The 13,856-nt window shown below is 66.7% G+C and carries 13 protein-coding genes, 1 tRNA gene and 1 pseudogene; 10 read left to right on the top strand and 5 right to left on the bottom strand.

Translation table 11 applies throughout. The annotated features are described in order from the left end of the window. The first annotated feature begins 310 nt into the window (after nt 1-310). The 3 genes from argG (at nt 311) to OEJ37_RS21385 (ending at nt 2,763) form a co-directional block, all read left to right on the top strand. Complete coding sequence (gene argG, locus OEJ37_RS21395) at nt 311-1,645, top strand: argininosuccinate synthase (RefSeq protein WP_034185610.1); 1,335 nt, start codon at nt 311-313, stop codon at nt 1,643-1,645. Nucleotides 1,646-1,871: 226 nt separating this feature from the next. After that, entirely contained in the window at nt 1,872-2,369 is a 498-nt protein-coding gene (locus tag OEJ37_RS21390; RefSeq protein ID WP_263345431.1) for a shikimate kinase, read from the top strand. 97 nt (nt 2,370-2,466) lie between these two features. Further along, a complete protein-coding gene (locus OEJ37_RS21385; RefSeq protein ID WP_263345429.1) occupies nt 2,467-2,763 on the top strand; it encodes a hypothetical protein in 297 nt (98 codons plus the stop codon). A 91-nt stretch (nt 2,764-2,854) separates the two neighbouring features. Here OEJ37_RS21385 and OEJ37_RS21380 read toward each other — a convergent pair whose 3' ends face one another. Both OEJ37_RS21380 and OEJ37_RS21375 read right to left on the bottom strand, forming a co-directional pair. Then, nucleotides 2,855-4,165, bottom strand: coding sequence for an MFS transporter (locus OEJ37_RS21380; protein WP_263345427.1), 1,311 nt, complete (start codon nt 4,163-4,165; stop codon nt 2,855-2,857). Nucleotides 4,166-4,377: 212 nt separating this feature from the next. Continuing rightward, nucleotides 4,378-5,460 (bottom strand): tartrate dehydrogenase, encoded by a 1,083-nt coding sequence (locus tag OEJ37_RS21375; protein ID WP_263345425.1) that lies wholly within the window; start codon nt 5,458-5,460, stop codon nt 4,378-4,380. A gap of 108 nt (nt 5,461-5,568) precedes the next feature. On the opposite strand from OEJ37_RS21375, the gene OEJ37_RS21370 reads away from it, so the two are divergent. Continuing rightward, complete coding sequence (locus OEJ37_RS21370; RefSeq protein WP_175943442.1) at nt 5,569-6,489, top strand: LysR substrate-binding domain-containing protein; 921 nt, start codon at nt 5,569-5,571, stop codon at nt 6,487-6,489. A gap of 204 nt (nt 6,490-6,693) precedes the next feature. Here OEJ37_RS21370 and OEJ37_RS21365 read toward each other — a convergent pair whose 3' ends face one another. Next, nucleotides 6,694-6,888, bottom strand: a complete 195-nt coding sequence (locus OEJ37_RS21365; RefSeq protein ID WP_263345424.1) for a hypothetical protein — start codon at nt 6,886-6,888, stop codon at nt 6,694-6,696. 170 nt (nt 6,889-7,058) lie between these two features. Between OEJ37_RS21365 and OEJ37_RS21360 the strand changes: the two genes are divergently transcribed. The 3 genes from OEJ37_RS21360 (at nt 7,059) to OEJ37_RS21350 (ending at nt 9,143) form a co-directional block, all read left to right on the top strand. Continuing rightward, entirely contained in the window at nt 7,059-7,685 is a 627-nt protein-coding gene (locus OEJ37_RS21360) for a LysE family translocator (protein WP_174422135.1), read from the top strand. 13 nt (nt 7,686-7,698) lie between these two features. Then, a complete protein-coding gene (locus OEJ37_RS21355; protein ID WP_263345422.1) occupies nt 7,699-8,460 on the top strand; it encodes a class I SAM-dependent methyltransferase in 762 nt (253 codons plus the stop codon). Nucleotides 8,461-8,558: 98 nt separating this feature from the next. Next, nucleotides 8,559-9,143: a nuclear transport factor 2 family protein gene (locus tag OEJ37_RS21350; RefSeq protein WP_263345421.1), complete on the top strand. Its 585-nt coding sequence runs from the start codon at nt 8,559-8,561 to the stop codon at nt 9,141-9,143. 30 nt (nt 9,144-9,173) lie between these two features. Here the strand turns inward: OEJ37_RS21350 and OEJ37_RS35150 are convergent. Then, nucleotides 9,174-9,356: pseudogene (locus tag OEJ37_RS35150) on the bottom strand (hypothetical protein); the annotation flags it as partial. 295 nt (nt 9,357-9,651) lie between these two features. Between OEJ37_RS35150 and OEJ37_RS21345 the strand changes: the two are divergent. Continuing rightward, nucleotides 9,652-10,227, top strand: coding sequence for an AidA/PixA family protein (locus tag OEJ37_RS21345; protein WP_175917552.1), 576 nt, complete (start codon nt 9,652-9,654; stop codon nt 10,225-10,227). 179 nt (nt 10,228-10,406) lie between these two features. Here OEJ37_RS21345 and rtcR read toward each other — a convergent pair whose 3' ends face one another. Continuing rightward, a complete protein-coding gene (rtcR, locus tag OEJ37_RS21340; protein ID WP_263345418.1) occupies nt 10,407-12,044 on the bottom strand; it encodes an RNA repair transcriptional activator RtcR in 1,638 nt (545 codons plus the stop codon). Nucleotides 12,045-12,381: 337 nt separating this feature from the next. Here rtcR and OEJ37_RS21335 point away from each other — a divergent pair. Next, nucleotides 12,382-12,454, top strand: a tRNA-Phe gene (locus OEJ37_RS21335). Nucleotides 12,455-12,712: 258 nt separating this feature from the next. Continuing rightward, nucleotides 12,713-13,852, top strand: coding sequence for a slipin family protein (locus OEJ37_RS21330; protein ID WP_174422140.1), 1,140 nt, complete (start codon nt 12,713-12,715; stop codon nt 13,850-13,852). Nucleotides 13,853-13,856: the final 4 nt, after the last annotated feature.

Genomic DNA, 13,856 nt, shown 5'->3' with positions numbered 1-13,856 from the left:
TTCACACGCCCGCCTTTCATATGCCTTTCGAGTTGGCGGACCGCTATCCTGACGGCGGCAGCCCCGCCGTTCGGCCGATCCGGCCCCGGAAGCACGGCCCGCGACGGCGCTCGTCCAAGCCCGTTTGGGCCGCCATTCAGCGCCCGTTCGCGCGGCGTTCTCCGCCTGGTTAACCGGCCGCCGGGCCCGCCGCGACAGGCCGGACGACGTATCCGCGCGAAAATCAGCCCTTGCCCCAACTTCCCGGACAGCCGATACTCGCATATTCCGCGAAATACGATCCCACCGGACCCAATCCACGGTAATTCCTATGAGCACGATTCTCGAAAGCCTCCCGACCGGCCAGAAGGTCGGTATCGCCTTCTCCGGCGGCCTGGACACCAGCGCCGCGCTGCACTGGATGAAACTGAAGGGCGCCGTCCCGTACGCATACACGGCGAACCTCGGCCAGCCCGACGAAGACGATTACGACGCGATCCCGAAGCGTGCGATCGAATACGGCGCAGCCGGCGCCCGCCTGATCGACTGCCGCGCGCAGCTCGTCGCCGAAGGCATCGCGGCGCTGCAAAGCGGCGCATTCCACATCACGACGGCCGGCGTCACGTACTTCAACACGACGCCGATCGGCCGCGCCGTGACGGGCACGATGCTCGTCGCCGCGATGAAGGAAGACGGCGTCAACATCTGGGGCGACGGCAGCACGTACAAGGGCAACGACATCGAGCGCTTCTACCGCTACGGCCTGCTCGTGAACCCGGACCTGAAGATCTACAAGCCGTGGCTCGACCAGACGTTCATCGACGAGCTCGGCGGCCGCGCCGAAATGTCCGAATTCATGAACCAGGCGGGCTTCGCGTACAAGATGTCGGCCGAAAAGGCGTATTCGACCGATTCGAACCTGCTCGGCGCGACGCACGAGGCGAAGGATCTCGAAAGCCTCGAAAGCGGCATCAAGATCGTGAACCCGATCATGGGCGTCGCGTTCTGGCGCGACGACGTGAAGATCGCCGCGGAAGAAGTGACGGTGCGCTTCGAAGCCGGCCAGCCGGTCGCGCTGAACGGCGTCGAGTTCAAGGATCAGGTCGAGCTGCTGCTGGAAGCCAACCGCATCGGCGGCCGCCACGGCCTCGGCATGAGCGACCAGATCGAGAACCGGATCATCGAGGCGAAGAGCCGCGGCATCTATGAAGCCCCGGGCCTCGCGCTGCTGTACATCGCGTACGAGCGTCTCGTCACCGGCATCCACAACGAAGACACGATCGAGCAGTACCGCGAGAACGGCCGCCGTCTCGGCCGCCTGCTGTACCAGGGCCGCTGGTTCGACCCGCAGGCGATCATGCTGCGCGAAACGGCCCAGCGCTGGGTCGCGCGCGCGATCACCGGCGAAGTGAAGATCGAACTGCGCCGCGGCAACGACTACTCGATCCTGAGCACGAAGTCGCCGAACCTCACGTACCAGCCGGAACGCCTGTCGATGGAGAAGGTGGCATCGACGTTCTCGCCGCGCGACCGGATCGGCCAGCTGACGATGCGCAACCTCGACATCACCGATACGCGCGACAAGCTGCGCGTGTATGCGCAAGTCGGGCTGCTGACGCCGGGCGAGGCGTCGGCGTTGCCGCAGATCAAGGGCGACGACAAGTAAGTCGCCTCGCTCGACGCCGTGCCGCATCGCTGAATGCGGCACGGCCGGGCAGGCTGCGTGTGCAAATCATCGCGCACGCAGCCTGCTGTTCCTCCCGCCTCTCCCCGCCGTTTCGCTTTCCCTCCGCAATCGCACCACCCGCACCAACCCGCGCCACGCGCAAACGGCACTGCACCGCCGCGCCAGTCATGGCAAGCTGCGAGTCGTCCGATTCCTGTCCGTCCTCATGAGCCCTCTCACCGTCATCCACCTGAACGGCCCGATCAACAGCGGCAAGACGACGATCGGACTCGCACTCGCACGCGCGCTGCCCGACGCGCGCTTCATCGACGGCGACGATCACGATGCGCCCGAAGACGCACCGTTCGACGTGCAGTGGGCGATCGCGCTGGAGCGTCTCGTCACGCAAATCACGCAGGCGCGCGAACGCCATCTGGTGATCGCCTATCCGATCGGCGACGTGGAATTCGAACGGCTGCGCGCCGCCTGCGCCGCACGCGCTGCGCGCCTGTTCGTCGTGACGCTCGCGCCGCCCGAAGCGGTCGCGGCTTCGAATCGCGGCACGCGCGCGCTGACGGATTGGGAGCGGCAACGTATCGCCGAGATGTATCGGGAAGGGTATGCGGCGCGCGCGTTCAGCGATTGCGTGATCGATACGTCGAAGGCGTCGGCCGACGCATGCGCAGCGGAGATCACTCGCCGCGCGGCGCTTCCCGCACATTGACGCGGCCGCTTCGGCCGCGCATCGTCGCGAAGAACCTCACCGCAGCCCCGTGTATCCTCGAGACTTTTCGCCAACCGGGAACGACACCGGAGACAACATGACGACGCGATGCGGCTCTATCCTCGCGTGGATCGCGGTCATTGAAATCATCGCGATGGTGATGTGCTACGGCTACGCCAGCTCGATGGCCGATCCCTATGCGGGTGTCGGCGTTCTCGGCTTCGGCCTGCGGAGCATGGCCACCATCTCCGTCCTGGCGCTTGCCGTCGGCATCGTTTGTCTCGCGGCCGACGCGCCGAAACCGGACCAACCCCCACGAGCATCATTCCGCGTCGCGCTCCCGCTGCACCTTCTGCTCTGCATTCCGGGCTTGTGGTTCTGGCTCCCTGCGTAAGCAATACCCCGGCCGGTGAATCCGCTCGCGCTCACCGTCGTGACCGCGCAGCGTGCGCGTCCGGATGCATGATCGCGGGCGCGCGCCGCCTTCAATGATGCGGCCGCGCCCCCGGCACGACCGCCTCCCGCGCCCCCTTCCGGCTCAACATCAGCGTAACGACCGCTGACACCGCCAGCGTGCCCGCCACCACATAAAGCCCCGCCGCATACCCACCCGTCACGTGCTTGAGCCAGCCGATCGCGAACGGCCCGACGAACCCGCCGAGATTGCCGATCGAATTGATCATCGCGATCCCCGCGGCCGCGCCGGCGCCCGACAGGAACGCGCTCGGCATCGCCCACAGCGGCGCCTTCGCGGCGCTGATCCCGATGTTGACGACGACCAGCGCGAGCACGGTCAGCAACGCGGTGCTCGCCTGCCCCGCGAACACGAAGCCGATGCACGCGAGCACGCACGGAATCACCACGTGCCACGTGCGCTCGCCGGTGCGATCCGAATGCCGCGCCCAGACGATCATCGCGACGACCGCGGCGATGCTGGGGATGCCGGTCAGCAGGCCCGTCTGCAGCGCGGTGAAGCCGAACTGCTTGACCATCAGCGGCGCCCACAGCCCGAGCGTATACAGCCCCGCCGACGTGCCGAAGTAGATCAGCGCGAGCGCCAGCACGCGCGGATCGCGCAGCGCCTGCCACGCGCCGGCCGTATGACCGGCATGCGTGTGGCGCACCTCGGCTTCGGCCTTCAGCTTCGCGATCAGCCAGTCGCGCTCGTCCGGCCGCAGCCACGCGGCCTTCGACGGCGAATCGGTCAGGCACTTCAGCACGACGAAGCCGAGCGCGACCGCCGGCAGCGCTTCGACGATGTACAGCATCTGCCAGTCGGCGAGCCCGAACATCGGCGGCATCTGCATGATCGCGCCCGACAACGGCGAACCGATCGCGGTCGAGATCGGCGCGGCCGCCATGAACCACGCGGCCGCCACCGCGCGCTGCTTCGCGGGGAACCACAGGCTGAGATACAGGATGATGCCGGGGAAGAACCCGGCTTCGGCCACGCCAAGCAGGAAGCGCAGCACATAGAAGCTGGTCGGCCCGGCCGCGAACGCGGACACGGCCGACACGAGGCCCCACGTGATCATCACGCGCGCGATCCAGATGCGTGCGCCGACGCGATGGAGGATCAGATTGGACGGCACCTCGAACAGGAAGTAGCCGATGAAGAACAGGCCGCCGCCGAACCCGAACGCGGTCGGCGACAGGCCGATCGCCTTGTTCATCGTCATCGCGGCAAAGCCGACGTTGACGCGATCGAGAAAGCTGACGAAATAAAGCAGCATCACGAACGGAATGATGCGCCACATCAGTTTCCGCGCGACGCGGGTTTCCAGATCCGTTTGCATGTGTCTCCTCCTTCGAGGTCGAGCCGTGCTCTGTCTGTGAATACTCGCCGGCGCCGCGACGAAGCGCGCGGGCCGGCGCCCGGCTCGCGTCGGATGCGCGAGTCGCGGGCATAAAAAACCGGTAGGACGACGAACGGGCAGCGGCCGGCTGCCGGTTCCGCACTCGCGCCGCCGCTACATCGCGGCGCGCATGCGCAGCGCCGCGTCGATCGTCAGGCCGCGACCGCTGCGTTCGCGACGCGCTCGCACACAGCCGCCGTCACCTGCGCGGTCGTCGCTCTGCCGCCGAGGTCGCGCGTATGCAGCGACGGGTCGGCCGTCACGGCCTCGATCGCCTGCATCACGCGCGCCGCGGCTTCTGTCTCGCCGAGATGCTCGAGCAGCATCACGACCGACCAGAACGTGCCGACCGGATTCGCGAGCCCCTGGCCCATGATGTCGAACGCGGAGCCGTGGATCGGCTCGAACATCGACGGATAGCGGCGCTCGGGATCGATGTTGCCGGTCGGCGCGATGCCGAGGCTGCCGGCGAGCGCGGCGGCGAGATCGCTGAGGATGTCCGCGTGCAGGTTGGTCGCGACGATCGTGTCGAGCGACGCCGGCCGGTTGACCATGCGCGCGGTCGCCGCGTCGACGAGCTCCTTGTCCCATGTGACGTCGGGGAATTCCTGCGCGACCTGCTTCGCGATCTCGTCCCACATCACCATCGCGTGCCGCTGCGCGTTGCTCTTCGTGATCACGGTCAGCATCTTGCGCGGGCGCGACTGCGCGAGCCGGAACGCGAAGCGCATGATGCGTTCGACGCCGGCACGCGTGAGGATCGACACGTCGGTGGCAACCTCGATCGGATGGCCCTGGTGCACGCGGCCACCGACGCCCGCGTATTCGCCTTCGGAGTTCTCGCGGACGATGACCCAGTTCAGGTCGTCCGGCCCGCAGCGCTTCAGCGGCGCGTCGATGCCGGGCAGGATGCGCGTCGGGCGCACGTTCGCGTACTGGTCGAAGCCCTGGCAGATCTTCAGGCGCAGCCCCCACAGCGTGACGTGATCGGGCACGTCGGGGTCGCCCGCCGAGCCGAACAGGATCGCGTCCTTGCCGCGCAGCGCGTCGAGGCCGTCGGCCGGCATCATCGCGCCATGCAGGCGGTAGTAATCGGCGCCCCAGTCGAAATCCTCGAACTCGAACGCGAAACGATCGCTGCCGCGGGCCAGCGCTTCCAGCACCTGCTTGCCGGCCGGCACCACTTCCTTGCCGATGCCGTCGCCGGGAATCGTTGCGATACGGTAGGTCTTCATGCGGACATCCTCGATTGATCGTGAGCGTGAACGCACTTTACCGAACCAGGAGTGCAGGAACTGGCGCTAGAATCAAAGCATCTTTAACTTCGATTCATGAATCCCGTCATGGCGGATACTGTCCAGCCGGCCGATCTCGGCTTCTTCTCGACGCTGGCCGCGTCGGGCAGCCTGAGCGCGGCCGCGCGCGAACTCGGGCTGACCGCGGCGGCCGTCAGCAAGCGGCTCACGCAGATGGAGCGGCGCGCGGGCGTGACGCTCGTCAACCGAACGACGCGGCGGATGATGCTGACGCCCGAAGGCGACGTGTATCTCGACTACGCGCGCCGGATCCTCGACCAGATGGACGAACTCGGCGAGCTGCTCGGCAGCGCGAAGCAGCGCCCGAAGGGGCTGCTGCGCGTGAACGCGACGCTCGGTTTCGGGCGCAGCCACGTCGGCCCCGCGATCTCGCGCTTCGTCGCGCGCTATCCGGAGGTGTCGGTGCAGTTGCAGTTGTCGGTGATGCCGCCGCCGCTCACCGACGACGCGTTCGACGTGTGCATCCGCTTCGGCGAGCCGCCCGACACGCGCGTCGTCGCGCGGCGGCTCGCGCCGAACCGCCGGCTGCTGTGCGCGGCGCCCGCGTATCTCGCGCGGCACGGGACGCCCGGCACGCCGCACGACCTGACGCGGCACAACTGCATCGGCATCCGGCAAGGCGACGAAGGTTACGGAATCTGGCGCCTGACCAGCGGGCGCGGCGCGGCGCGCAACACGGAAGTCGTGCGGATCGACGGCAACCTGACGACGAACGACGGCGAGATCGCCGTGAAGTGGGCGCTCGACGGGCACGGGATTCTGATGCGCGCGGAATGGGACCTCCGCGACTATCTGGCCGACGGCCGCCTCGTGGTCGTGCTGCCCGACCACGAAACGCCGGGCGCCGACATCTATGCGGTGTACGCGCAACGTCACCAGATGTCCGCGCGGATTCGCGCGTTCGTCGATTTTCTGGCGGACGAGCTGGGGCGGCTGAGGGCGGTGTAGGGAAAACCGTACGGATCGCGCAAACCACCGTCGCTACAAGCGTCCGGCACCGACAGCGCTCGACGGCCGAACGCTCTGCACCTGCTCACGCATCGCTCCGGATGCACACGGGTTTGCCTCGCCTGGGTGGACATCAAAAGGAAAATATTCTGGCGAAACATCGCAAATAATCGCCAGAATATTTACATCTCGATGCACCGGACTTCATCCTGGAACGCGACTCGCGATTCCCGGCCGCGAGCACGAGCGCATGGCCCCCGCGACGACCACGCCCTTCCGGTACTGCGCAAACCGCTCGGCGATCCAGTCGATGAACACGATGAACACGACGAGCGCACGCGGCACATGGTAGACATCAGCGTCCGCTGCGGGATCGGTGGTCGATGGAAGCTTGCGCATGAAACGGTAGGCGGCGGAGGAAGCGCATGCCGTGCCCGCGCGCCCTTTCGTGCTTAAACCAGAATGGCAGCGGCGCAGCAGGGCGGTTCGCGGGCTGCGTCTGCGGCCGCGCGCCGAACCGAATACAATGCGCCGATCCCCCGCCGCTGCGCCAACCTGCCGGAGCCGCCATGTTCGACCTGACCACGCTGACCACCTTCACGGCCGTCGTTCTGGGCCTGTTCCTGATCCCCGGCCCCGCCGTGCTGCTCGTGCTGAGCCGCACCGTGCAGGGCGGCCGCAAGACCGGCATCCTGACCGGCCTCGGCGTCGCGAGCGGCGACTTCGTGCATACGCTGTTCGCGGCGGTCGGGCTGTCCGCGCTGCTGATGACGTCGGCGCTCGCATTCAACGTCGTGAAGCTGGTCGGCGCCGCGTACCTGATCTATCTCGGCGTGCGCGCGCTGCTCGACAAACCGTCCGACCCGTCGCTGCCGACGGTACCGCCCGTCACGCCGCTCAACGCGTACCTGCAGGCGATTCCCGCGGAAGTGCTGAATCCAAAGACCGCGCTGTTCTTCCTCGCGTTCATGCCGCAGTTCGTGCATCCGGAACGCGGTTCGACGTTCGTGCAGTTCGCGGTGCTCGGGCTGATCTTCGTCGTGCTCAGCTCGCTCTATACGTCGCTGATCGCATGCTCGATCCGCCCGCTCGGCCGCATCGTGAAGCGGCTCACATGGCTTACGCGCTGGCAGGGGAAGATCATCGGCTCGATCTTCATCGCGCTCGGGCTGCGCGTGGCCGTGCAGCAGCGCTGATGCACGCGGCCGCATGACGTCCCGCGCGGCGCCCGCCGGCGAAGCCCTCTACACCGAGCCGCGCCTCGTCGCGGTCTACGACCTGTTCAACGCGGGCGATCGCGATTTTGCGTTCTACGCATCCGTTATCGGCGCCGCGCGCCAACGCATTCTCGATCTCGGCTGCGGCACCGGCACGTTCGCGCGCCGGCTCGCGGCGGCCGGGCACGACGTCGTCGCGATCGATCCCGCGCCGGCGATGATCGATTACGCACGACGCCAGCCGGACGCCGACGCGGTACGCTGGATCGCGTGCGAACTCGGCAGCCTGCCGCCCGGCGCGCCGTTCGATGTCGTCGTGATGACCGGGCACGCATTCCAGTGCCTGCTGACCGACGACGAAATCGACACGACGTTGCGCGGCGTGCGACGCGTGCTCGCCGACGGCGGCCGCTTCCTGTTCGACACCCGCAACCCGCGCGTCGCGCCGTGGCGCGCATGGACACCGGAGCATTCGGCATGCAGCGTCGAATCGCGCGAATCCGGCGTCGTCGATCTCCATCACGCGGTGCGCGCGGTAGACGGCGCGATCGTGACGTTCGACACGTACTACCGTTTCCGCCGCGACGACATGTTGCTGAAGAACACGAGCCGGCTGCGCTTCATCGCGCAACCCGAATTGCAGGCGCGCGTAGCCGCGGCCGGATTCGCATCGGCCGACTGGTGCGGCGACTGGCAACACGCACCGTTCGACGACGCAACCAGCGCGGAGATCATCGCGATCTGCCGCGCGTGAGTGCGCGTTCGAATACGTCAGCCCGCAACCGGCAGCGCGGCCACCGCATACGCATGCCGGAGCGTGCTGCCCGATAACCCGATACCGGAGACTCGACCATGCCCTTCCCGCTTCATCCCGCGCAGGTTCGCGCACTGCTCGAATGCTATCTGCGCGCGAAGGACCTGAACCGGCCCGCACTGATCGCCGACTGCTTCGCGGCCGATGCCGAGCTGAGCTTTTCGCTCGCGAACGACGACATCGATTTTCCGCCGCGCGTGACGGGCGCGGCGGCCATTGCGCGCACGCTGGTCGAGGAATTCGGCGAGCGGTTCGAGCGGTGCCGGACCTATTACGTCTGCATGGAACCGGCCGTCGACGAACACGGCGTCAGCGGAATGCCGTGGCTCGTCGTGATGCGGCAGAAGGACAACGGCGCGTTGCGGATCGGGCACGGCACGTATCGCTGGCAGTTCGCGTGCGATGGCGAAGGCGTTGCGCGGGTTGCCGCGCTGCACATTCATATCGCGCGGATGGATACGATCGACGACCCGCAGTCGGTGAAACTCGATGCGCTGCACACGGCATTCGGCTATCCGTGGCTGCCGGTGCAGGCGTTCGCGCGCGGGTTGGCGGATGTGGCGGCGGCGCAGCCGGATTGGGCATTCGTCGCGCCGTTCCGGGAGGCAGCGGCGGCAGCGTGACTCGTCCCGCCGGCCGCGTGCCGGACCCGCGGCGGCGGCGAACGCGAGATAGCGCCGCTTCGCCTCGACGTTGAAGCGCACCTGCTCGCCCTGCTCGCGGCCGAAACGGTCGAGCGCGAATTCGAGGTTCGGCTCGATGCCCTTGCGACGTTCGGCGAGCCCCGGCAGTTCGTATGTCCACAGATCGGGCTGGTAATCGTCAGAACGGACTCCTCTTGCTGCTTGGCCACGACTTCGACGCTCCGTACGATCATGCGAATTTAGCTTTGAAACGAAATTACACGGCAAAGGCACGTGCGCTCCCGGCCGGGCCGACGCAGACCGCGTCGGCCATCACCTGCACCGGACTGTAATTGCGTGTAATCGATTCGCGCGCCCATTCCGCTTACGCTTCCAGCACTCTTTCACACGATTTGAATTCTTCGACCGAGAAGACGATCGACCTGGAAGGGGGAGAAGGTGCCGCGAGCGCCTTCACTTGGTACATCATTTCTCTTCGGAGCGAATCATGGGACACCGCGAAATTCTGGCCGGCGCACCGGCGACCATCGAAATCATCTCGCTGTTCGACGTCGAGCTGATTCTGCACGACTTCAAACCCGTGGGTAACAAGACGCCTCAGACCGCAATCTGGCTCCCTCACGGGCCGACCTCGGTGAAATATGCGTACATGGTTGCGCCCGAGGAATATGTGAAACCCTCGACGAACGCGACGCCGGACATCTCGATCTACGGCCTCACCGGCGACACCGTTCGCTGGCGCGGCCTCTCGTTCAGCGGGAACATCAATCATGCGGGAGCGCTGGTTTCGATCGAACCGAACGGCGCCTCCAGAGTCCTCAAGTTCCAGGGCCCGCCGAACGATGTTCCGGGATCCTATCTGGCGTACAACATCGACAAGAAGGAACCCTACGATATCAAGAACTTCCTGGACAACCGCGTCAGCGCATCGGTTGTCGGTCAAGGCACCGATCAATACATCGTGACCTTCTACGCAATGGAGGTCGACCGCAGGACCGGGGACATCAATTATGCAAACTCCGGATACTACAAGTGGGATCCGGAAGTGACCTGCCTCGCCTGAAGCGATATCCGATAGACGCGGGGGGATGAAGCTTCTCCAATCGCCGCTGCGGATGAATCAGCTCCTTTTTGAGCGAGAAGGTTCCCTGCGGCCAGCCGCCCTGACCGGTGGCTGGCCGCAGACCGTTCGGGACGGCCGCTCCGATGGCTCGCGCAACGAGCGCTTGCAATGTGACGTCGCTAACGCCCACCGGTCGACGGTACGCCCCTGTCGAGCACCTGCCGCACTGCTTCCCAATCCAGCCCGAAGCGCGCAAGATACTTGCGCAGCCGATCCGCATCGTTCGGCTGCTTCTTGCCCTGCCGCGACACCGCGAACAGCGTGCGCCCGGCTTCCGACAGGCTCGCCGACACGCGGCACACGTCGAGCACGCGTTCGAGCTGCGCGCGGTCGAACAGGTCGAGTTCCGCCGCACGCGCGCCGAACACCGCATCGACCCACGTATCGGACCCGCCCGCGCCGCCGGGTAGCGACCACGTGCGCGCCAGCCGCTCGACTTCCTGCTCGGCAAGCGCCTCGGTAATCCGCCCCGCATCGGCCAGCGTCGCCATTCGCGTGACCGAAGCCGACAGCTCGCGGAAGTTGCCGGCCCATGCCGCACGCGGCGACGCGGCGAACGCGAGATAACGCCGCTTCGCCTCCACGTTGAACCGCACCTGCTCGCCCTGCTCGCGGCCGAAACGGTCGAGCTCGAATTCGAGGTTCGGCTCGATGTCCTCGCGACGCTCGGCAAGCCCCGGCAGTTCGTACGTCCACAGATTGATCCGCGCATAGAGATCCTCGCGGAACGTGCCGGCCGCCACCATCAGCCGCAAGTCGCGGTGCGTGCCGGCGATCAGCTCGAAATCGCTGGTCGCCTCGACGTCCGCGCCGACCGGCAGGAAGCGCTTCTCCTCGATCGCCTTCAGCAGCATCGCCTGCTCGTCGAGCCCGAGTTCGCCGATCTCGTCGAGAAACAGCAGGCCGCCGTCCGCCGCGCGCAGCAGCCCCGCGCGCGCCGACTGCGCGCCCGTGAACGCGCCCTTCACGTGGCCGAACAGCGTCGACATCGCCGCATCGCCGCGCAGCGTCGCGCAGTTGATCTCGATGAACGGCCCCGCGAGCCGATGGCGGCCGCGCTTCAGCTCGTACACGCGCTTGGCGAGAAACGACTTGCCGGCGCCCGTCGGCCCGACGAGCAGCATCGGCGCGCGCGAACGCACGGCCACGCGCTCCAGTTGCTCGATCAGCGCATTGAAGCGCGCGTTGCGCGTCGCGATGCCGGCCTTCAGGAACGACACCGTTTCGTCGCGTTCGCGCGTGAAGCGCTGGGCGATCCGGTTGTAGCGCGACAGGTCGAGATCGATCACCGACACCGTGCCCGGCCCGCTCGGCCCTTCGTCGGTCCGCTGCGGCGGCCCCGTCTGCACGAGGCGCGCGGGCAGGTAGCGCGCTTCCGCCAGCAGGAACCAGCAGATCTGAGCGACGTGCGTGCCGGTCGTGATGTGGATCAGGTAATCCTCTTGTTCGAGGTCGAACGGATAGGCGCGCGCGTAGTCGTGCAGCGTCGCATAGACCTCCTCGAAATCCCACGGGTCGTGGATCGTGAGCGGCGTGAGCCGCACGTCGGTGTGCGGCGACAGGTGCGCGAGATCGTCCCGCACCTGGTTGGCGAGGCGCGTGTAGCTCGGCGGATGCAGCAACTCGAGCCGGTCGATCGGCAGGTCGGGCTGCTCGCACAACGAGATCGTCGGCCGCCATTTGCGGTAGCGGCGCGGCGCGCGACCGCCCTGGTCGAGCACCGTGCCGAGAAAGCCGATTACGACTGTCTTTCGCATGTTTATCTCATAGGATAAGAAGCGATCCGATTGTATCGGATTTTCCTGATCCCTCCTGGCGGGCAAGGCCGACGCGAATCAATTCGACGCAGGCAATTCCCCTTTAATTTCAATTAACTAGAAATTTCTTCGAGCACTGAACTCCCCGCTGGCACGCTCCTCGCTAAATAGAAAGCGCCGGATGTCCCGCTGGCCCGCGAGCCAGGGTTCACAAAGCCCTGCTGGTGCGCCGCCGCCGAACCTCGTTCGTCGCGGCAGCGCATGCCGCCATGGACAGACGAAGGCAAAGGGGCGCGCGAGGCATGCCACGTCCGGGTTCGAATCCCGGGGCGCCCACTGTTCGGAAGCTCATTCAGGTGGAGCAGCCGGCGAAAGCCGGTGTGTGGCGGGTTCGAATCCCGTCCGAACGCTGTCCGCAAGGACAGTCTCGTTATGAAGGCAGTACCCGCCGGTGCGGGCCGCAAGGCCCGCCGCGCGTCGGACCGGTCACGGCTCCGCGCGATCGGCCAGGCGGCCGGACAGCCCGCGCGAACGCGCACGACGACGCGATGCAGGATGCGTCGCCGTGCCGCGCCCGCGCCGGCCCCCGCGCCGCCCGCCCGATTGCGTCGCACCGCGATCCGCACGATGCGCGTCACCCGGCGGTCGTTGAAGAAAAGGACAAGAATATGTGGAAGCGTCATGTAGTGAAAAAGAACGAACGCGCGCTGCTGATGAGCGAGGGCGATTTCGTGAAGGTGCTGGAACCGGGCGTGTTCAAGGCCTTCGATCCGTTCAAGCGCCTGTCGGTGCAGACCGCGCGTCTCGACGCGCCGCTCGCCGACGAAGCGCTGGCCGACTACCTGCGTCACGACGCACAGGACGTGCTCGCGCAATACTTCGTCGCGATGGATCTGGCCGACGACGAAGCCGGCCTGCGCTATGAAGACGACGTGCTCGTCGAGATCCTGGCACCGGGCACGCGCCGCCTGTACTGGCGCGGCCTGACCACGCACCGTCTCGAACGCGTCGATCTCGCGGAGAACAGCATGCTGCCGGCCGCGCTCGTGAAGCGCATCGTGCAACCGACGCTGCGTGCGCGCGGCGTGGCGGGCCTGACGGGCGTGCTGCTGGCGCAGGTGCCGGCATACCACGTCGGTGTGCTGAAGATCGACGGCAAGATCGAGCGGCTGCTCGACGCGGGCGTGTCGGCGTTCTGGCGCTTCAACCGCGACGTCGCGGTCGAACTCGTCGACCTGCGCGTGCAGGCGCTCGAAGTCGGCGGACAGGAAATCCTGACGCGCGACAAGGTCGCGCTGCGGCTGAACCTGTCGGCGACGTGGTGCTATGCGGACGTGCTGCATGCGTTCGGCCAGTTGCAGAAGCCGGTCGAGCACCTGTATCGCGAGCTGCAGTTCGCACTGCGTGCGGCCGTCGGTACGCGCTCGCTCGACGAACTGCTGGAGGACAAGCAGTCGATCGACGAGGTCGTGATCGCACAGGTGCGTGCGCGCCTCGAAAACTCGGGCGTGGACGTGCGCAGCGTCGGTGTGAAGGATATCGTGCTGCCGGGCGACATGAAGACGATCCTCGCGCAGGTGGTCGAAGCCGAAAAGGCCGCGCAGGCGAACGTGATTCGCCGCCGCGAGGAAACGGCGGCGACGCGTTCGCTGCTGAACACCGCGAAGGTGATGGAAGAAAACCCGACCGCGCTGCGGCTCAAGGAGCTGGAAACGCTCGAGCGCGTCGCGGAACGGATCGACCGCATCTCGGTGTTCGGCGGTCTCGACCAGGTGCTGAACGGACTCGTCAGCATCAAGGGTGCATAAGGCT

Origin of the sequence: Burkholderia sp. BKH01, assembly GCF_025685725.1 — a bacterium.
GTDB classification, from domain to species: domain Bacteria; phylum Pseudomonadota; class Gammaproteobacteria; order Burkholderiales; family Burkholderiaceae; genus Burkholderia; species Burkholderia pyrrocinia_C.
The sequence above is the reverse complement of the archived record's forward strand: the minus strand, read 5'-3'. Positions and strand labels throughout refer to the sequence as shown.